This is a genomic window from Microvirga sp. 2MCAF35, assembly GCF_052115545.1.
Classification (GTDB): domain Bacteria; phylum Pseudomonadota; class Alphaproteobacteria; order Rhizobiales; family Beijerinckiaceae; genus Microvirga.
Window position 1 is genome coordinate 1 of the sequence record NZ_JBFRGW010000014.1, and the last position, 18,698, is coordinate 18,698.

17 protein-coding genes and 1 pseudogene are annotated in these 18,698 nt (G+C 64.3%); 8 read left to right on the forward strand and 10 right to left on the reverse strand.

What is annotated here, in order from left to right; all coding sequences use genetic code 11:
- The 6 genes and pseudogenes from AB4097_RS09260 to rnd all read left to right on the forward strand — a co-directional run.
- A pseudogene (locus AB4097_RS09260) lies at positions 1 to 130 on the forward strand (IS5-like element ISRso1 family transposase); the annotation flags it as partial.
- Positions 131 to 214: 84 nt separating this feature from the next.
- The gene (locus tag AB4097_RS09265) at positions 215 to 2,113 is read left to right on the forward strand and encodes a cadherin domain-containing protein (RefSeq protein WP_442038718.1); all 1,899 of its coding nucleotides are present in this window, start codon (positions 215 to 217) and stop codon (positions 2,111 to 2,113) included.
- A gap of 273 nt (positions 2,114 to 2,386) precedes the next feature.
- Positions 2,387 to 2,542, forward strand: a complete 156-nt coding sequence (locus tag AB4097_RS09270) for a hypothetical protein (RefSeq protein WP_442038720.1) — start codon at positions 2,387 to 2,389, stop codon at positions 2,540 to 2,542.
- Between the two features lie 169 nt (positions 2,543 to 2,711).
- Positions 2,712 to 2,855 carry a hypothetical protein gene (locus AB4097_RS09275; protein WP_442038722.1) on the forward strand — a complete coding sequence of 48 codons (144 nt, stop codon included), beginning with the start codon at positions 2,712 to 2,714 and terminating at the stop codon, positions 2,853 to 2,855.
- A gap of 366 nt (positions 2,856 to 3,221) precedes the next feature.
- Positions 3,222 to 3,590, forward strand: a complete 369-nt coding sequence (locus tag AB4097_RS09280; RefSeq protein ID WP_442038724.1) for a hypothetical protein — start codon at positions 3,222 to 3,224, stop codon at positions 3,588 to 3,590.
- Positions 3,591 to 3,713: 123 nt separating this feature from the next.
- Positions 3,714 to 4,874: a ribonuclease D gene (gene rnd, locus AB4097_RS09285; protein ID WP_442038726.1), complete on the forward strand. Its 1,161-nt coding sequence runs from the start codon at positions 3,714 to 3,716 to the stop codon at positions 4,872 to 4,874.
- 4 nt (positions 4,875 to 4,878) lie between these two features.
- On the opposite strand, the gene AB4097_RS09290 is transcribed toward rnd, so the two are convergent.
- From AB4097_RS09290 to AB4097_RS09320, 7 genes are all read right to left on the reverse strand, one after another.
- On the reverse strand, positions 4,879 to 5,463 hold the full coding sequence (locus tag AB4097_RS09290) for an NUDIX domain-containing protein (protein ID WP_442038728.1): 585 nt from the start codon (positions 5,461 to 5,463) through the stop codon (positions 4,879 to 4,881).
- A 34-nt stretch (positions 5,464 to 5,497) separates the two neighbouring features.
- Entirely contained in the window at positions 5,498 to 6,121 is a 624-nt protein-coding gene (locus AB4097_RS09295; protein ID WP_442038730.1) for a 2OG-Fe(II) oxygenase, read from the reverse strand.
- A gap of 129 nt (positions 6,122 to 6,250) precedes the next feature.
- Entirely contained in the window at positions 6,251 to 7,771 is a 1,521-nt protein-coding gene (gene ppx, locus AB4097_RS09300; RefSeq protein ID WP_442038732.1) for an exopolyphosphatase, read from the reverse strand.
- Between the two features lies 1 nt (position 7,772).
- A complete protein-coding gene (locus tag AB4097_RS09305; RefSeq protein WP_442038734.1) occupies positions 7,773 to 10,091 on the reverse strand; it encodes an RNA degradosome polyphosphate kinase in 2,319 nt (772 codons plus the stop codon).
- Positions 10,088 to 10,780: a hypothetical protein gene (locus AB4097_RS09310; RefSeq protein WP_442038736.1), complete on the reverse strand. Its 693-nt coding sequence runs from the start codon at positions 10,778 to 10,780 to the stop codon at positions 10,088 to 10,090. Before AB4097_RS09310 ends, AB4097_RS09305 begins: the two co-directional genes overlap by 4 nt.
- Positions 10,773 to 11,888 carry an AI-2E family transporter gene (locus AB4097_RS09315; protein ID WP_442038738.1) on the reverse strand — a complete coding sequence of 372 codons (1,116 nt, stop codon included), beginning with the start codon at positions 11,886 to 11,888 and terminating at the stop codon, positions 10,773 to 10,775. Before AB4097_RS09315 ends, AB4097_RS09310 begins: the two co-directional genes overlap by 8 nt.
- Before the next feature lie 29 nt (positions 11,889 to 11,917).
- On the reverse strand, positions 11,918 to 12,448 hold the full coding sequence (locus AB4097_RS09320) for a CDP-alcohol phosphatidyltransferase family protein (RefSeq protein ID WP_442038740.1): 531 nt from the start codon (positions 12,446 to 12,448) through the stop codon (positions 11,918 to 11,920).
- 303 nt (positions 12,449 to 12,751) lie between these two features.
- Between AB4097_RS09320 and purM the strand changes: the two genes are divergently transcribed.
- Together purM and purN are read left to right on the forward strand one after the other, a co-directional pair.
- Positions 12,752 to 13,822 (forward strand): phosphoribosylformylglycinamidine cyclo-ligase, encoded by a 1,071-nt coding sequence (purM, locus tag AB4097_RS09325; RefSeq protein ID WP_442038742.1) that lies wholly within the window; start codon positions 12,752 to 12,754, stop codon positions 13,820 to 13,822.
- Complete coding sequence (purN, locus tag AB4097_RS09330; RefSeq protein ID WP_442038744.1) at positions 13,822 to 14,469, forward strand: phosphoribosylglycinamide formyltransferase; 648 nt, start codon at positions 13,822 to 13,824, stop codon at positions 14,467 to 14,469. The genes purM and purN overlap by 1 nt, the downstream gene beginning before the upstream one ends.
- Positions 14,470 to 14,490: 21 nt before the next feature.
- On the opposite strand, the gene AB4097_RS09335 is transcribed toward purN, so the two are convergent.
- The 3 genes from AB4097_RS09335 to AB4097_RS09345 form a co-directional block, all read right to left on the reverse strand.
- Positions 14,491 to 15,771 (reverse strand): lytic murein transglycosylase, encoded by a 1,281-nt coding sequence (locus tag AB4097_RS09335; protein ID WP_442038746.1) that lies wholly within the window; start codon positions 15,769 to 15,771, stop codon positions 14,491 to 14,493.
- Positions 15,772 to 15,851: 80 nt separating this feature from the next.
- Positions 15,852 to 16,217, reverse strand: a complete 366-nt coding sequence (locus AB4097_RS09340; RefSeq protein WP_442038748.1) for a hypothetical protein — start codon at positions 16,215 to 16,217, stop codon at positions 15,852 to 15,854.
- Between the two features lie 259 nt (positions 16,218 to 16,476).
- Positions 16,477 to 18,630, reverse strand: a complete 2,154-nt coding sequence (locus AB4097_RS09345) for a molybdopterin-containing oxidoreductase family protein (protein ID WP_442038750.1) — start codon at positions 18,628 to 18,630, stop codon at positions 16,477 to 16,479.
- Positions 18,631 to 18,698 lie beyond the last annotated feature (68 nt).

Below are 18,698 nucleotides of genomic sequence, written 5' to 3' on the forward strand. Positions count from 1 at the left end.
AAGAACGTTCGGTTGGATGATGCGCTGGCGCCGGCTGGTGCGCGACTATGAGGAGCGCTGCGACGTCTCGGACGCCATGATCGGAGTGGCCATGAGCAGCCTCATGCTCCGCCGCATCGCTCACCCGTAGCAATTCTCAAACGGGCACTTAGACATAGGCGTCAGTGGAGTGGTTGAATCAAATGCGACAACCATTTTCTATGATGATCACAACTTGTCGATTGGTGCCACTGATAGATTAATCAATAACGCTGGAACCATTAAAGGCAAAATCGGAATTTATGGCGTTAGATTAAATGTAACGAATTCAAACCTGATTGAAGCAAGCGAAATTGGCATCAATGCACCTGGGTTGTCGACGATCACCAACACAGGCACCATCAAAGGTCAAACAGCCGTCAAGGTTGATGGCAATAACTCCAAAGTTATCAATTCAGGAAGTCTGGTGGGCGGCACCTACGCGGTCCTGTTCGGCGTTGGCTTCGACCTTTACGATGCACGCGGGGGAGGCACGTCCACGGGACTTATCGATCTCGGTGGCGGCAACGATACGGCCTATGGCGGAGAGGGAAGCGAGGTTTTCCAAGGCGGGGCTGGCAACGACACCATTGATGGTGGTGGCGGCATCGACACAGTTGTCTTCACGGGAAACAATGCGATCATCGTCGATCTCAACATTACAGGAGATCAGAATACCGGCGCAGGCTTGGATAAACTTCTCAACATCGAGAACGTGACAAGCGATGCGGGCAATGATGTGCTCATTGGTAACGGGTTGGCGAACAGGCTCACCAGCGGTGATGGCAACGACACACTTGAGGGTGGAGCCGGTGACGACGTGCTCGACGGTGGCACTCAGGAAGTCGACGGCTTCGACACGGCTCGCTACTTGGGAACCGCAGATGCCATAGTCAGCCTCATAGCATCGGGGCCCCAGGATACCCGTGGCTATGGTTTTGACACTCTGATCGGCATCGAAGCACTTGAGGGCGGTGACGGCAACGATCACTTCACAGGCAGTGACCAGTCCAACCTGCTGTCAGGTAACGGCGGCAACGATACACTCATCGGCGGGAAAGGTGACGATACTCTCGATGGGGGTAGCGGCAGCAATACCGTTGTCTTCGCTGGCTCCCGCACGGAGTATGATGTGAGTGATCCCGATGCTAATGGGGTCCGCATAGTCCACGATACTCAAGCTGGACGGGACGACTCGGATACGCTCAGGAACATACGGTTTCTCAGGTTTGCAGGCGACAATCAGACGGTAACGCTCTACAACACGAAGCCGGACAGCGTGGTTCTGTCGCGGACCGCCTTTGCAGAAAACCTCCTCGTCAACACGCCGTTGGCCATGCTGTCGGCGCATGATGCCGAGGGCGATGCGATCACCTACACGCTAAGTGACCCCACTGGCACGTTCAAGCTGGACCAAGGCGCTCTCGTACTGCTCAAGCCGCTCGATTACGAGACAAAGACCAGCTACAGCGTCACCGTGGAAGCCAAGGACGCTTATGGCGGCGTCACCACGCAGGAGATCACCCTAACGGTCATCGATATCAACGATACGCCCGGTACCCCTGGAACTCCTGGCGATCCTGGCACGCTGACCGACGCGCCGCTTACGCTGACCGGCACCGCCGGTGCGGACACGCTCGCGGGGCGCGGCAACAACGACGTGCTCGTCGGCCTTGCCGGCAAGGACCGGCTTTACGGCAACAACGGCAACGACAAGCTCTCCGGCGGCCTGGGCAATGACATGCTCGATGGCGGGGCAGGTCAGGACATCTTCGTGTTCGATGCCAAGCTGTCGAAGACGAACAAGCTGAACAAGAAGCAGAACCTGGACAGGATCAGCGACTTCGCGGTGGCCGACGACACGATCCACCTGAAGAAGAGCGTGTTCTCGAAGATCAGCAAGAAGGGCGTGCTCAAGAAGGGCGAGTTCTACATCGGCACGAAGGCGCACGACCGGGACGATCACGTGATCTACAACAAGAAGACCGGCGCGCTCTCCTACGATGCCGACGGCACCGGCGCCAAGGAGGCGATCCAGTTCGCCACCCTTGCCAAGAACCTCAAGCTCACCAACCTCGACTTCTTCGTCGTGTGACACCCTCCACCGTCATGGCCGGCCTCGTGCCGGCCATGACGGTGCTGAAAAGCGCCGCGCTCGACAGAAGCGGGATCACCGGCACAAGGCCGGTGATGACGTGGTAAGGCTGTCATTCCGGGGACGCGCAGCGGAACCCGACCCGAAGGGCCGGGAACAGTTCAATGGACCGTCAAGCCAATGATAGGGCCCGCAAGATTGGTCAGGCTGATGATCAGCACGAAGGTTGTCAGGGTTACGCTGAGATAAAGGGAGGCAATGAAAAGGGTCTGCATGGCATCACCTGTTATGGACGTGACGGGAATGGTGTCCTATTACCGGCATCCCCACAACCGTCTCGCCGGGGGTACCCCGTCCTCGCGTGCGCCGGAGCACATCTCAGAGGGTCTTGTCTCCCTCCTGTCCTCAACGGCCCTTGCCTCGCGGTGAGATCTTGCCCTACGGACCAGCCGAGAACGATCCTGCTCCGTCCAAGTCGAAAAATGCCGCAGAGCAAAGAAGGGAGATGATTCCACGCAAGGGGAAACAGCTCTCGGTCCAACAAAAGTTAACGCCGGTTGTCGGCCCTCTCTCTAGAATGGTCCTGGAAGAGGAATGCATGAAGCTGACGCCTGAGGATTTCGTCGAGTACCTGTTCCGGTTCGTTGTCATCGCAAGCGGACTTCTGACTGTGATCCTTCTGATTGCAGCCATGATCCGGTTGCTGGGCGGGGATGCCGGAGGCCTGCCTCAAGAGCCTTAGAGCATCGGACCCGACCGTCGACTCGCCCCCCGAGAATGATGAGAGCGCATCGTCGATGCGCAAAACCGATCGGCACGATGGCCATGCTTTTGCGAGGCTCCGTCCCGGAACGCCGTGGAGGCAGACCTTGAGCATGACCTTGTGGTCAGGCCGGAGAGGAGGCTCCACGCATGGAGGGAGCCCCGTATTCCGGCAGAGCTCCCGCAACTCATGGCGCAGCGGGCCTGTTGGCTGAAGCGGCGGTCGGCAGGCGCCGTCTTTTCCTTATTTTTCTACGATTTTTCTGGTCCTGGCAGTGTCGCAATCCTTGTGGAACAAAGGGTGAATTACCATATTCTGCTTATGGTTAGCACCCTTGCGACATCCATGTTGAGACCGGCCCGAAACGCCCCCGTCGAGGAGCGGATCGAGGGCAATTGGCACGTCTATCCGCTGGAGGGCGCGCTGGAGCTCGACTACGTGGACCAGGCCGGCAATCCGAGCCGGCGCTGGGTGCTCGCGCGCGAGCTGAAGGTGGGGCCGGGCAAGATGCTGCTGGGCGGGATCGACATCCTGTCCGATGACGGCTATCGCGGCTTCCGGGTCGACCGGATCCAGCGTTTGGAGGACGCGGAGACCGGGCTCGCGGTCGAGCACAACATCCTCGACTGGCTCATGAAGCGCGCCGAGCGGCAGGCGAAGGCACGACGCAAGCACCTTGCCAAGCACCTCGCCCGAGGCCAGGCCGGCGCCTGACCGCCCCTCCTGCCCGGACGTCTTCCTTTCCATCCGCGCGAGGCTTTACCTTATCCTCCGACAAACGGTGGATCCTGCGACGGCGGACTCGCGAGCCGGTTCCCGATAGGTTATGAACGCTCCATGGACCTGATCACCTCCACCGACGCCCTGGCCGCCGCCTGCAACCGTCTCAGCCAGCATCCGTTCGTGACTGTCGACACGGAGTTCCTGCGCGAGACCACCTATTACCCGAAGCTCTGCCTGATCCAGATGGCGGGCCCCGACCCCGCGGACGCCTTCCTCATCGATCCCCTGGCCGAGGGCATCAGCCTCGATCCCTTCATGGCGCTGATGTCGGACCCGAACGTGGTGAAGGTCTTCCATTCGGCCCGTCAGGACCTGGAGATCGTCTGGAACCTCGGCGGCATCGTGCCCGCACCCCTCTTCGACACTCAAGTCGCCGCCATGGTGTGCGGCTACGGGGACTCGGTTTCCTACGAGCAGCTCGCCAACGACCTCGCAAAGGCCAAGATCGACAAGTCCTCCCGCTTCACCGACTGGTCGCGCCGGCCGCTGACGGACGCGCAGCTCACCTACGCCCTCTCGGACGTGACCCATCTGGTGAAGGTCTACGAGGCGCTGATGGCGCAGCTGCAGACGAACGGCCGCCTGGAATGGCTCGCCGAGGAGATGTCGATTCTCACCTCGCCCGAGACCTACCAGGCCGATCCCGGCAATGCTTGGCGCCGCCTCGCCGGCCGGTTGCGCAAGCCGCGCGAGATCGCCGTGCTCATGGAGGTTTCCGCCTGGCGCGAGCGCGAGGCTCAAGGACGGGACGTGCCCCGTGGGCGCATCCTCAAGGACGACGCGGTGATCGACATCGCCACCTCGGCCCCGCGCAGCGTGGAGGCCCTCGGACGCCTGCGCACCATCCCCAACGGCTTCGAGCGCTCCCGCACCGGAGGCGAGATCCTCGACGCGGTGGAGCGGGCGCTGGCCCGCGACATGGCGACGATCCCCGTACCCGAGCGCAGCCGCGGCCGCTCCAACACCGGCTCCGTCGTGGACCTGCTGAAGGTCCTGCTCAAGGCGGTGTCCGAGCAGGAGGGCGTCGCGCCCAAGATCATCGCCACCGTCGAGGAGCTGGAAGCCATCGCCGACAGCGATGAGGCCGACGTGCCGTCCCTGCACGGCTGGCGCCACAAGCTGTTCGGCGAGAAGGCGCTGGCGCTAAAGAACGGCGAGCTCGGGCTGGTGCTGGAGCGCGGACGGGTGAAGCTCAGGGCGATCGCTCAAGCCTGATCGGTCAGATCAGCCCCTTCAGCCGCAGCAGCCCCAGCGTCGCCACCGTCGCTGCGTCCTTGACAATGCCTTCCGCGATCATCGCCAGTACCTCGTCGACCGGAAAGGCACGGCTGATCATATCCTGCTCGGTGTGCTCGCGGCGGGTCTCGCCCTGCCGGAGCCCCTGCGCGAGGTAAATGTGGAAGCCCTGGTTCGAATATCCGTAACATTCGAACAGATGACCCACATGGCGCATGGACTCAGCCATCAGTCCGGTCTCCTCGAGCAGCTCGGCGCGGGCCAGGTCCATTGGGTCGGTGTCGGGCGCATCTTCCCAGGAGCCCTGGGGCAGTTCCCAATAGCGAGCCTGTACCGGATAGCGATACTGCTCCACCAGATGGATCATGCCGTCAGCGACCGGGGCGATGATCGCGAAGTCCGCCTTTTCGACGACGCCATAGATGCCGGGCGATCCATCCTGACGGACGATGGCATCCTCCCGCACCCGCATCCAGCGGTTCTCGTAGACGATGCGCGTTGCCGCGGTCCTGATTTCCGACCCCATAGCTCCCCCAAAAAGCAGATAGCCGAGCGTAAGCCCGGCCATCGATCATTCGACATTCGCCAGGATGCTTGGACGCCTACCGCCCGAAAATGCCCTTGAAGACCTGGGCCAGCTTGTTGTGCTTCTTCTTGCGGTCTACGTCGGCCTGGCTCTTCACCCAGGCGATCTGGACCACCCGGCGCTCGCCGGAGAAGGGCAGATGGCCGTGCCAGGAATTGTCGGAGCGCAGGAAGGCGAACATGGTGCCCATGACGGGCGGCACTTCCAGCTTGAACTTGTCGTAGTTCTTGTCGTCGTAGAGGACGCGCAGGCGGCCGCCCTCGTCCTGCTGCCACTCGTCGTTCATGTAGACCAGCATGGTCATGACCTTGGACGGGCCGTCCGTGTGGATGGACCCGTATTTGGGCTGAGACTTCTTCATGATGGTCGTCAGGCGCGGATATTGGTGCAGGTCCAGGCCGAACTTCTTGGACAGCTCCTCGGTCAACTCGGGGCCTTCCAGCTCCTCGATGAGCTTCTTGAAGCGGCCGTGAAGCTGGACCTCGTCGACTGTCAGGTAGCCGGGCTTGTTGATATCGGGAAAGTCCCGCCGCAGTTCATCGATCTTGTCCTGCTTCAGGAGGTTCGAGGCGAGAACGTAGTCGTAGGGCTCGCTGGACCGCTCGGCATTGCGAACGGCTGTGAGGTCGATCAATTCCATGGTTGTCCCCAAAGGCTAAGCTTCCTTCCCAATCGGGAAGAGAAAGTATTGAAGTCCCTTGCTCTGTAAAGCCTTAATCACGCACGCTGCCAAAGTCGATCAGCTTCGCCCGCGACCGATGATGGCGTTCTAGTGGATTTCGACGACGGGATCCATGTTGAGAAGCTTGCCCAGGCCACGAAGACGGCCCATGAGGCGCTCGTTGGCGAGCGGTTCCAGGCCGGCCGGCAAACTCAGCACGATCTGGCTGCCGCGGGCGGTCAGCGGAGCCTGGGGCAGGATCCCTTCCATGGCGACCGAGACCGGATAGGCGATGCGCATCAGGGCCGCGAGCAGCCGAGCCCTCTCCAGGAGCCGCGGCCCGGCCAGAGACCTGATCCGCGAGCTGACCTTGTCGGGGGAAAGCCCCTCGTGCCGGAAGAAGATCGACAGGGCCAAATAGGCCCGTCCGGGATGATCGAGCCCGGCGAAGGCCCCATAGGCGATCAGGTTGAGGCTCTGCTCGCCCCGGTAGTCGGGATGCGCCCGCCAGCCGATATCGGCCAGGAGGCAGGCCGCCCGGCGCAGGCGGGTGTCGTCATCCGTCTCCGGAAGGCCCAGGCTCCGGATGAAGGCCTCCGTCCACTGGCACAGCTCGACCCCGTGGCGGGGCGAGCGGGAGCGCAGGAGGTTGAGGTCGCTCGCGGCCGCGAGCAGCGGGTCGCGCTCGCGCGCCTCGGGATCGAGCCGGTCGAACAGGACGCCCTCGCGCACGCCGAAGGCCGAGATGGCGACCTCCTTCGGCTCGCCGAGGCGGATGATTTCCTCGAGCACGATGGCCCCGTAGGCGAGCAGCGGGCGGCGGGCCTCGGAGACGCTCTCGATGTCCTTCAGGGTCTTGGAATCGGCCTCCTCGACGAGGTGCAGGAAGTCGAGCCCGTCGTCCGGGTCGATCATGTAGCCGTGCATCACGTGGAGCGGATAATCCCGCGCGGCCTGATGCAGCCGCGCCAGGGCGCGCCACGTGCCGCCGACCGCGTAGAAGGTGCGGCCGTGCAGGTCCTCCAGGTATTCCGGGGCCCGCTCCAGCGCTTCGCGCACGATCCGCTGGGCCCGCTTCAGCGAACCGCCGCTGACGTCCTGCAGGGCGAGGCCGCCGAGCGGCATGGTGATCCCCTGCCCGACCCGGGAGCCCAGCACGTCGACCAGTTCCAGGCTGCCGCCGCCCATGTCGCCGACCATGCCGTCCGGCTCGTGGAAGCCCGCGATGACGCCGAGCGCGGAGGCCCGCGCCTCCTCGGCGCCGGAGAGCAGGCTGATCGGCTGGCCGCAGGCCTCGGCGGCCGCCTCCAGGAAGGCGGGGCCGTTGGAAGCGTCGCGGGCCGCGGCGGTCGCCAGCACGAAAACCTCGGACACATGCATCGTGTCGCAGAGAACGCGGAACCTAGCGAGCGCCCGCAGGGCCCGGTCCACGGCCTCGTCGTCCAGGCGGCCCGTGGTCGCCACATGGCGCCCGAGGCCGCAGAGAACCTTTTCGTTGTAGATGGGCGTGACCGCGCGGGAGAGGCCCTCATAGGCCACGAGGCGCACGGAGTTCGACCCGATGTCGATGATGGCCACGGGACGGCCGATCTTGAGCCGTCCCTGAGCCTCCTGGCTTACGGCCTGCATGTCAGCGCTGCCCGCGCTTGGCGAGCGCCTTGGGGCTTGAGGTTTTGAGGGATTTGCCACGGCCCGACAGACTCGGATTTGTCATGAAATACTTGTGGGCGTTGAATGGTTCCTCGCCCTTGGCCGGCACCACCCGCTGGCTCGAGCCGTCTGGGAGCACGGTCCAGCTCTGCTCGTTGTCGAGGAGGTTGGCGAGCATGATCTGGTCGAGCACCTGCTGATGCACGGTCGGGTTGAGGATCGGCATCAGGGCCTCGACGCGGCGGTCGAGGTTGCGGGTCATGAGATCGGCGGACGAGATGTAGACATGGGCTTTCGGGTTCGGCAGCGCCTGTCCGTTGCCGAAGGCATAGATGCGGGTGTGCTCCAGGAAGCGCCCGACGATCGACTTGACCCGGATGTTCTCGGACAGGCCCTTGATCCCCGGCCTGAGGCAGCAGATGCCGCGTACGATCAGATCGACCTGCACGCCCGCGGCGCTCGCGTCGTAGAGCGCGTCGATGATGTCGGCATCGACGAGCGAATTGCATTTGCCCCAGATCGCCCCTGGCCGCCCCGCCTTGGCATGGGCGACCTCCTCCTCGATGTGCTGGAGCAGGCGCTTTCTCAAGGTGAGCGGCGACACCGCCATGCGCTCCAGTTCGGCGGGCTCCGCGTAGCCGGTCACGAAGTTGAAGATGCGCGACACGTCCCGCCCGATCACAGGATCGGCAGTGAAATAGGACAGGTCGGTATAGATGCGCGCGGTGATCGGGTGGTAATTGCCCGTGCCCACATGGCAATAGGTGATGAGCTGGCTGCCTTCGCGGCGCACGACCATGGACAGCTTCGCGTGCGTCTTCAGCTCGATGAAGCCGAACACCACCTGGGCGCCGGCGCGCTCCAGGTCGCGGGCCCAGCGGATATTGGCCTCCTCGTCGAAGCGCGCCTTCAGCTCCACGAGGGCGGTGACGGATTTGCCCGCCTCGGCTGCCTCTGCGAGCGCCGCCACGATGGGAGAATCCGACGAGGTGCGATAGAGCGTCTGCTTGATCGCCACCACGTTGGGATCGCGCGCGGCCTGGCGCAGGAACTGCACCACCGCGTCGAAGGATTCGTAGGGGTGATGGACGATGATGTCCTTCTCGCGGATCGCCGCGAAGCAATCGCCGCTATGCTCGCGGATGCGCTCGGGGAAACGTGGATTGTAGGGCTTGAACTTGAGGTCGGGCCGTTCGAGGGCGACGAGCTGCGACAGGTCGCGCAGGCCCATCATGCCTTCGACGACGAAGACCTCGTCGTTGGACACTTCCATCTCCTCAGCCACGAAGAGGCGCAGGTCCTCGGGCATGGCCGCCTCGACCTCCAGGCGGATCACGCTGCCGCGCCGGCGCTGCTTGAGCGCCGTCTCGAACAGGCGCACGAGATCCTCGGCCTCTTCCTCCACTTCGATATCGGAATCGCGGATCACCCGAAACGCGCCCTGCCCCTGCACCGCGTAGCCGGGGAACAGGCGGCTCGTGTAGAGCACGATCATCTGCTCCAGCGCGATGAAGCGCGTGGCGCCCGTCTCGGCGAAATCCGGGAGGCGGATGAAGCGTTCCGCCCGCGAGGGCAGGCGGATCAGCGCGTTCAGCACCTTGCCGTCGCTCTGGCGCACCAGCTTGAGGGCAATCGACGAGCCGAGATTGGGAATGAACGGGAAGGGATGCGCCGGATCGATGGCGAGCGGCGTCAGCACCGGAAAGACGTGGTTGAGGAAGTAATCCTCCAGCCAGGAGGCCTCCGCCTTCGTCAGTCCCGCCCCTTCGGTAAGGACGATGCCCTCCTCCAGCAGCGCGTCCCGCAGCTCGCGCCAGCGCCGCTGCTGGTCGGAGGCGAGGTTGGAGACGGCGACGGAAATCTTCGCCAGCTGCTCCTGCGGCGTGAGCCCGTCCTGAGACGCGGTGGCGACGCCGGAGCGCACCTGCCCGATCAGGCCCGCCACGCGGACCATGAAGAACTCGTCGAGATTGTCGGCGGAGATCGACAGGAAGCGCAACTGCTCCAGGAGCGGATGGTTGCGGTTCGATGCTTCCTCAAGGACCCGGCGGTTGAACTCCAGCCAGGACAGTTCGCGATTGATGAACCGCTGGGGGAATTGCCGCAGCACCGCCCCGTCGAGCTCGATGTCCGGCGGAGCCTTCGGCAAGGGAGCTTCGCTGACGGTCTCCACTTCTTTCAGGGCAATCGCGCTGCGCACTTCGGTCTCCGCCGTTTCCTTCTTCGGCGACCGTTTTGCTCTGGGCTTCGTGACGGTTTCACGACGGTTCGCCAATGCGGCGTTGGTGTCAGACTTCACTCGCTCTCATCCGTTTCCTGTGCGGCCCCGAGAATCTCCGCCGCGATGGCCCGGGACACGCGGCGCCCTCGGCTCAGGGCCTCCCGGTCGAGGAGCGCCACGAACTCGGAGGCCTTCGCCAACGACCGCTCGATCCGAAGGGCAATATAGTCGACAACGGAGGTGTCGACCACGAGTTGCCTGTCGACGAAGAGCTTCACCAGGACGGCCTTCAGCAGCGCATCGTCGGGCGCTTCCAGCGACACGCTGGGCGCGAGGCGCAGGCGCGACAGCAGGTCGGGCGTGCGCAGGGACCAGCAGTCGGGCGGCGTCTCGCAGGTGATCAGGAGCGAAGCCTTCCTCTCCCGTGCGAGGTTCAGGAGATGGAACAGGGCCGCCTCATCCCGCTCGCCCCGGTCCATGTCCTCGATGGCGAGCGCGCCGTTGGAGACGAGATGCGGAACCTTGTCCTGGGTGATCCCGGAGGCGTCGATGGTCCAGGCACGGGCGTTCGTCGCCCAGATGGAGGCCAGATGGCTCTTGCCGCTGCCGCGCGGGCCGACGAGAAGCAGGATCGTGTCCGGCCAGTCGGGCCAGCTCTCGATGAGGCCGTAAGCCTTCTCGTTCGACGGGCTGACGAGGAAATCCTCGGCTCCGAAACGGGGATCGAGGGGCAGGTCGAAGGCGAGCTGCTTGGGCATCTCACGCATCGAGATCGACCTTCTCGGGCTCGATCCTGGGTTTCAGGATCGCCGGCTCCGTGCCGCGATAGAGGGGGCTTGCCAGATATTGCCGCAGGGCGAAGCGCGCGATGACGCCCATGGCGGCGGCGAGCGGCACCGCGAGCAGCAGCCCGACGAAACCGAACAGGGCACCGAAGGCCACGAGGGCGAACATGAGCCAGACCGGGTGCAGGCCAACGGACTCACCCACCAGCTTCGGCGACAGGATGTTGCCCTCGACGAACTGGCCGAAGATGAAGATGCCGAGGGTCGCGGCGATCATGGCCCAGTCCGGCCAGAACTGCACGATGGCGACGCCGACCGAGAGAATGAGGCCCGTAAGCGAGCCCACATAGGGGATGAAGCTCAGGATGCCGGCCGTCATGCCGATCAGGGCGCCGAAATTCAATCCGACGATCGCGAGGCTCACCGCGTAGAACGTCCCGAGGATGAGGCAGACGAGGGCCTGTCCGCGGACGAACCCGGCAATGGCCCGGTCGATATCGCGGGCGATGGCGCGGATCGTGTCCCGGTGCCGCATGGGCATCCAGGAATCCACCGTCCTGACCATGCGGTCCCAATCGACCAGCATGTAGAAGGCCACGACCGGCGTCACCACCAGCAGGGAGAAGATGCCGATCAGGGCCTGCCCGCCGGACCAGAGCCCCTGCATGAAGGCCGTGAGCCAGGCGATGCCCTGGCTGATGAGGTTGCCCACGGAAGGGGGGGCCGCAGGCAGCGCATCCTCGATCCCGAGTTTCCGGATCAGCGGGCCGAGCTGCTCGGTCCCCAATTCCTGAAGTCGCGTCACATAGCCGGGCAACCTTTCCACGAAGGCACCGACCTGTTGCGCCGCGAAGGGCACCAGGATCATCAGGGCGATGATCAGGATCAGGACGAATAGCACCAGGATCAAAAGGCTCGCGCCCAATCGCCCGATGCCGACCTTCTGCAGCCGGTCGGCCAGGGGATCGAGCAGGTAGGCCAGGGCGAAGCCCGCGACGAACGGCAGGAGGATGCCGCGCAGGACGAACAGCAGCAGGACCGCGACGACCAGCGCCGCTATCCAAAACCCAATCTGCCGTTGGACCGTCATCGGTTCCCCATACTGTATCTTTTTGGCCATCAGGTGGACATGTGGCGCAGCCAACCGACGAGATAGGCACCGGCGGAGGCTATGGTCAAGGTCGCCACCAGCACCATGACGATTTCCTCGAGCCCTCCGAGCTCCACGCCGAAGGCGTTGGCCGCGAGTGCATAGGCGGCGAAAGCGAGCTGCGCTCCGGTGTTGAGCTTGCTCACGATGAGCGGCTTGATCGCGACCGGGCGGCTCATGACCCAGGACAGGAGCACCGCCGCGACGATCATGGCGTCCCGCGAGACCACCACGATGGCGAGCCAGCCCGGGATTGCCCCCACGATGGCGAGGGTCACGTAGATCGAGACCAGGAGCGATTTGTCGGCCAGGGGATCGATATAGGCCCCGAACTCGCTCCGCATGTCGAATTTGCGGGCGATGAACCCGTCGACCGCATCGGAAATGCCCGCCACGACGAAAAGCGCGAAGGCCGTGGCCCATCGCTGCTGCATGATCATGACGATCACGATGGGCACGAGGATGAGGCGGCCGATGGTGATGATGTTGGGAATGGTCATCGGGATGATGATGGCGGGTCGGAGACCGGAGTTCAATCGTCGGGTCGGTTCTATGGGGATAAGATGGCCTCTCACCCGTCATGGCCGGGCTTGTCCCGGCCATCCCGATACGGAGAAGCGCCGCGCCTCAATTCATCGAGATCACCGGCACAGGGCCGGTGATGACGTGGAGGGTGACATTGGTGGGAGGACAACGTAACCGAGCTTAGAGCGACGCGGAGGGACAGCATTCGCAAAATGCGAACTCTCCCCTTGCCTCCCGGTCCCTCTCGCCTTACTGCCCGAGCCAACACGGGGTGAGCCATGACGACGGACAAGCAGACGAACGGCCTGACCTATGCCCAGGCGGGTGTCGATATCGACGCCGGCAACGCCATGGTCGACCAGATCAAACCCCTGGTGCGGTCCACCCGCCGATCGGGCGCCGACGCGGAGATCGGCGGGTTCGGCGGGCTGTTCGACCTCAAGGCGGCGGGCTTCAAGGATCCGATCCTGGTGGCGGCCAACGACGGCGTCGGCACCAAGGTGAAGATCGCCATCGACACGGGCATCCACGACACCATCGGCATCGACCTCGTGGCCATGTGCGTGAACGACATCATCGTCCAAGGCGCCGAGCCCCTGTTCTTCCTCGATTATTTCGCCACCGGAAAGCTCTCCCCCGAGGTCGGCGTCCATATCGTCAAGGGCATCGCGGAAGGCTGCCTTCAGGCGGGCTGCGCGCTGATCGGCGGCGAAACCGCCGAGATGCCGGGGCTCTACGCCAAGGGCGATTACGACCTCGCGGGCTTCGCCGTGGGGGCCGCCGAGCGCGGCACCCTGCTGCCTAAGGACGTGAGCGTCGGCGACGTGCTCATCGGCCTGCCCTCCTCGGGCGTCCATTCCAACGGTTTCTCGCTGGTGCGCCGGATCGTCGAGCATTCCGGCGTCGCCTGGGACGCGCCGGCTCCCTTTGCAGATGGCAAGACCTTGGCCCAGGCGCTGCTGGAGCCGACCCGGATCTATGTGAAGGCCCTCCTGGAGGTGCTCAAGGGCGGCGACGGCATCAACGCGCTCTGCCACATCACCGGCGGCGGTTTCCCGGACAACATCCCGCGCGTCCTTCCCGACGGCGTCGGCGTGCGCCTCGACCTCGATGCGATTGCCGCCCCACCCGTCTTCGGCTGGCTCGCCAAGACCGGCGGCGTGGCCGAGGCCGAGATGCTGCGCACCTTCAATTGCGGCATCGGCATGATCGTGGTGGCAAGCGCCGACAAGGCCGAGGCCGTGATGGAGCGGTTGACGAAGGCGGGCGAGAACCCGGTCCGCATCGGTGAGACCGTGGCGCATGCCGACGGCGAGCGCGTCCAGACCTCGGGGGCCCTGAAGCTCTGATGACCCGCCGCCGCGTCGCCATCCTGATCTCGGGCCGCGGCTCGAACATGGTCTCGCTGATCGAGGCCGCCCGCGCCGGGGATTTTCCGGCCGAGATCGCTCTCGTCCTGTCGAACCGTCCCGACGCGGCCGGTCTCGAGCGGGCGAAGGAGGCCGGGATCGCCACCTGCGTGATCGACCACAAGGCCCATCCCACCCGGGAAGATTTCGAGCAGGCGATGGACGTGGCCCTCTCTTCGCACGGCATCGAATTCATCTGCCTTGCCGGCTTCATGCGGGTGCTGACCGACTGGTTCGTGGAGCGCTGGTCGGGCCGGATGGTCAATATCCACCCCTCCCTCCTACCCCTGTTCCGGGGCACGCAGACCCACCGCCGGGCCCTGGAAGAAGGCGTGCTGGTCCACGGCTGCACCGTGCATTTCGTGGTGCCGGAACTGGACGCCGGCCCCATCATCGCCCAGGCTGTCGTGCCCGTGGTACCGGGCGACATGGAGGAAAGCCTCGCGGCCCGCGTGATCGTGCAGGAGCACAGGCTCTATCCGAATGCGCTGCGCCTCATCTGCGACGGCACGGCCCGGCTGGAGAACGGCCGGGTGGTGTTTTCATACGCCTGGGATGCGAGCGGGGCGCTGCATTCGCCGGGATAGACCTCGGCTCTGATTGCAGGCTCAACGGATGGCTTGAACCAGAATGGCTTGAACCAGAGCCGCATCAGGGAAGCAGGTCTCGTTCCGTTGGTTCTTGCCCTGCCATTGGCCGATGGCCGTGCGCGTGGCAAAGCCGACGAGGCCATCGACCTTTCCGACATCGTACCCTTGGCTCTTCAACCGCTCCTGCATGGCCTGGATGCCGCCACGCCGCAAGGTATCGATCGGCTGCCACTGCCCCACGAAAGCCCGGGCGCCGCGCATGCGGTCGGCGAGATGGCCGATGAAGAGGGCGTACAAATCGGACTCGTTGTACCGCTTGAGGACGTAGAAGTTCTCGGACACCAGGAAGGCCGGACCCAAGCGCCCCGCCGGCATCACCAGAAAGGCGGCATTGCCGCCCCACTCGGGCGAGGCGCCGCTGACTGGCTTCAGGCCGAGCCGCATCCACTCCTGCATGGCCTTACCCTGGCGTGGGCCTTCGAGCGTACAGGAGACATCCTGCGGCAGGCTTACCTCCAAGCCCCAGGGCAAATCCGGTTTCCAGCCGTGCCCGCGAAGATAATTCGCAATGGAGGCCAGAACGTCCGGCACCGAATTCCAGACATCCCGCCGCCCGTCGGCATCGGCATCGACCGCGTATTGCAGGAACTTCGACGGGAGAAGCTGCGGCTGCCCCATGGCGCCAGCCCAGGACGACAGCAGAGCCTCACCGGAGAAATGGTCCTCCTCGAGGATCACCAGAGCGGCTAGAAGCTCCGGATAATAGAGCTCGCGTCGGCGCCCCATGAAAGCCTGCGTGGCCAGAACCCGCAGAGCCTCGTGCCGCGCCGCGATACGGCCGAAATGCGTCTCCCGTCCCCAGATCGCGACGACGATCTCCCGCGGTACGCCGTAGCGGCGTTCGACATCGTCGAGAGCGGAGCCCCATCGCTGCAGCTTGTCGCGCCCGTCTTTCGCCAAAGAGGCGAGTTGAGCCTCGACGAAATAGCGCCCCGGGCGCTGAAATTCCGCTTGCCGCTGATCGTCGGACGGGGCCACCCGTCCTGGCGGCAGAAGTTCCGGCAGCTCCCAGTCCAGCCTGATCGCGGACAGGTTCCGCTCGAACGTCTCCCGCGAGACACCCTGTTTCTGTGCATCGGGCCAAACGGTTTGCGTGAGCCAATCCCGGAACTGTGCTTCAGTGGCGACACGCATGTCCTGCGCCTGAAGCGTCGAAGCTCCCGGCATCGGAACGGCACACACGACAAAAGCCGTGAGTACAACAGCCGAGACGCGGGCGAGGCTGACAGATGCGAGCATGGCGGCCAATCTAGAGCATTGGGCCGGAAGCGGCAAAGCAACCGACCCCTCTCCAACGCTCGCGAATACTCTTAGATCTGCTAGATCTGCGGCCGCGGCAGCTTGCAGGCGTCGAGGGCAGCCAGCGCCTTCCCGCGGGCGGTTTCGTTGAACACGCCCGTGTCGCGATAGGTCTGAAGTTCGTCGGCGCTGAGCGAGCGCATCGTGCGGCCGGCATAGCAATCGCAGGAGCGGTTGAGAGACGACTCGCTCACGCTGCTCTGGAGCCTGGCTTGCGTGATCGCGCAGGACTGGCTGACGCGGACGCGAAGCTGGGACACGCTTTCCGTCTTGAGCGCCGGGTCGGGCTCGTATCGGGTCGGCGTGCTGGAGGCGGCGGCATAGGCCGCGGTTGCGCCGACGGACATTGCTGCCGATACGAGCAGCGCGCGGATGATCGAAGTCATGGATGGCTCCCCAGAGACGAAATCACGTTCGGTGGTTAAGAATAGGCTTGACCGTTCGGGTTCAAGGGGGAGGCTGCAAACAGGCTTAAGAAGGTGTGACCAAATTGACCTAGAGCCTTACCGGGAATGATACCCTCGTCGTCATGGCCGGGCTCGTCCCGGCCATCCCGATCCAATGAGGCTCGGCGCTTTTCGGATCGAGATCACCGGCACAAGGCCGGTGATGACGTGGAAGGGCGTCTGCGAGCCCTGTTTATTTTTATCCCACAACCGCCTCGGCGCGATGGCGCTTTCGCGCGATCGGCAGCTCCAGGGCGGGATCGAGATCGGCCTTTTCCAGCGCCACCCGGTTGTCGTGGAAGGCTGCGCCGCCGTATGGCGCCACTTGGTCGCCACCGGTCAGCGTGTTGATGCCGCGTCCGAAGGGATGGGCGGCGTTGGGCCAGATGCCCTCGGCGATCAGCACGCTGCGCCGCACGCCATCGAAGAGCTTAGCGCGCAGATAAACCTCGCCGCGATGATTTTTCAGCTTCACCCAGTCACCATCTGCGATGCCCTGCCGCTCGGCGTCGAGCGGGTGAATCATCACCTCGGGCCGCCGCTCCTTGTCGAGGGACGTCGGGGTCTCGGTGAAGCTCGAATTGAGGAAGTTGCGGGCCGGGCTCGTGGCGAGCCGGAACGGATGCTCCTCGGTGGCCGCCTCGATCACGCCCCAATGGTCCGGGAAGGCGGGCATATCGGCCCACGGGCCCATGGCGCCGTTGTTGTAGGACGGGATTGTGGCCCAGCCGGGCCGGAAGCGGAACTTGCCGTCCGGATAGCCGAAGCCTTTCAGGAAATGGGCCTCCTCGAAGGGCGGCTGCGCGTCGAAATGGACGTGGGATTCCAGGTTCTCCAGGGAGCCCCAGCCGGAATTCTTGAGCGTCCAGTCGATGATCTCGCGCGGCTCCATGGCGAAGCCGCGATGCTCGGCGCCGAGGCGCTCTGCGAGAGCGCGGAAGACCTCGTGGTTGGACCGGCACTCGCCGGGCGGATCGATGAGCTTGGGGCCGACCTGGAAATGCTGGTGGCCGCCGCCGGAATAGAGATCGTCATGCTCCATGAACATGGTCGCGGGCAGGACGATATCGGCCATGAGGGCCGTCTCGGTCATGAACTGCTCGTGGACGCAGACGAACAAATCCTCGCGGGCGAAGCCCTGCTTGACCAGCTCCTGCTCGGGCGCGACCGAGACCGGGTTGGTGTTCTGGATCAGCATCGCCTTCACGGGCGGGCCGTTATAGAGCGCCTGCGCGTCGCCCGTGAGGACGCGCCCGATCTGCGACTGGTCGAGAATGCGGATCGAGGGATCGATGGCATCGTGGCCTTCGATCAGCGCCTTGTTCCAGTGGAAGATGCCGCTGTTCGAATGGAACGCGCCGCCGCCCTCATATTGCCAGGCGCCGGTCACGGCCGGGATGGACAGGGCCGCATGCATGTTGACCACGCCGTTGCGTTGGCGCGCGAAGCCGAAGCCGAGGCGGAAGTAAGTGCGCTTCGTCGTTCCCACGAGCCTTGCGAAGGCCTCGATCTCCTCCACCGACAACCCCGTGATGGCCGAAGCCCAAGCGGGATCGCGGGTGCGCAGGTGCTCTTCCAGTTCACGGGGATGGTCGGTGTAGCGCTCCAGGTAATCCCGATCCGCCAGGCCGTCGCGGAAGAGCACGTGCATGACCGCGCAGGCGAGCGCCCCGTCCGTACCGGGCTTCACCAGAAGCGCCATGTCGGCCTGCTTCATGGTGGCGTTCTGGTAGATGTCGATCACGACGAGCTTGGCGCCGCGCTCCTTGCGGGCCTTCATCGCGTGGGTCATCACATTGACCTGGGTATGAACGGGGTTCGTGCCCCAGATCACGATGCAGTCGGAGACCGCCATCTCGCGCGGATCGGCGCCCCGCAGATGGCCGGTGCCGGCGACATAGCCGGTCCAGCTCATGGCCGTGCAGATGGTGGAATACTGCCCCGAATACTTCTTCACGTGGCGCAGGCGGTTGATGCCGTCGCGCATCACATAGCCCATGGTGCCTGCATAGTAATAGGGCCAGACGGATTCCGACCCGAACGCCCGCTCCGCCTCCAGGAACTTTTGGGCCACGATATCGAGGGCCTCATCCCAGGAGATGCGCTCGAACTGTCCAGAGCCCTTCGGCCCCGTGCGCTTCATCGGATGGAGCAGCCGGTCCGGATTGTGGATGCGCTCCGCGTAGCGGGCCACCTTGGCGCAGATGACGCCTGCCGTGTAGCTGTTGCTCTTCGCCCCGTGCACGCGCCCGATGGAGCGCCCCTCGATCACCTCGATTTCGAGGGAGCAGACGGAGGGGCAATCATGCGGGCAGACCGATGAGCGGCGTTCGATGCGGGGAGCTTGGTTCATGGCGGGCGCATCATGATGGAGTGGACGGTTAAAGAAAAGGCATCTTCTCCCTCCTCGTCATCACAGCC

Bases quoted from the DNA above. Each gene is read 5' to 3' on its own strand.
- AB4097_RS09270 (WP_442038720.1), top strand. From the start codon at position 2,387: ATGGCATCACCTGTTATGGACGTGACGGGAATGGTGTCCTATTACCGG.
- AB4097_RS09275 (WP_442038722.1), top strand. From the start codon at position 2,712: ATGAAGCTGACGCCTGAGGATTTCGTCGAGTACCTGTTCCGGTTCGTT.
- AB4097_RS09280 (WP_442038724.1), top strand. From the start codon at position 3,222: ATGTTGAGACCGGCCCGAAACGCCCCCGTCGAGGAGCGGATCGAGGGC.
- rnd (WP_442038726.1), top strand. From the start codon at position 3,714: ATGGACCTGATCACCTCCACCGACGCCCTGGCCGCCGCCTGCAACCGT.
- AB4097_RS09290 (WP_442038728.1), bottom strand. From the start codon at position 5,463: ATGGCCGGGCTTACGCTCGGCTATCTGCTTTTTGGGGGAGCTATGGGG.
- AB4097_RS09295 (WP_442038730.1), bottom strand. From the start codon at position 6,121: ATGGAATTGATCGACCTCACAGCCGTTCGCAATGCCGAGCGGTCCAGC.
- ppx (WP_442038732.1), bottom strand. From the start codon at position 7,771: ATGCAGGCCGTAAGCCAGGAGGCTCAGGGACGGCTCAAGATCGGCCGT.
- AB4097_RS09310 (WP_442038736.1), bottom strand. From the start codon at position 10,780: ATGCGTGAGATGCCCAAGCAGCTCGCCTTCGACCTGCCCCTCGATCCC.
- AB4097_RS09315 (WP_442038738.1), bottom strand. From the start codon at position 11,888: ATGACGGTCCAACGGCAGATTGGGTTTTGGATAGCGGCGCTGGTCGTC.
- AB4097_RS09320 (WP_442038740.1), bottom strand. From the start codon at position 12,448: ATGACCATTCCCAACATCATCACCATCGGCCGCCTCATCCTCGTGCCC.
- purM (WP_442038742.1), top strand. From the start codon at position 12,752: ATGACGACGGACAAGCAGACGAACGGCCTGACCTATGCCCAGGCGGGT.
- purN (WP_442038744.1), top strand. From the start codon at position 13,822: ATGACCCGCCGCCGCGTCGCCATCCTGATCTCGGGCCGCGGCTCGAAC.
- AB4097_RS09335 (WP_442038746.1), bottom strand. From the start codon at position 15,771: ATGCTCGCATCTGTCAGCCTCGCCCGCGTCTCGGCTGTTGTACTCACG.
- AB4097_RS09340 (WP_442038748.1), bottom strand. From the start codon at position 16,217: ATGACTTCGATCATCCGCGCGCTGCTCGTATCGGCAGCAATGTCCGTC.
- AB4097_RS09345 (WP_442038750.1), bottom strand. From the start codon at position 18,630: ATGAACCAAGCTCCCCGCATCGAACGCCGCTCATCGGTCTGCCCGCAT.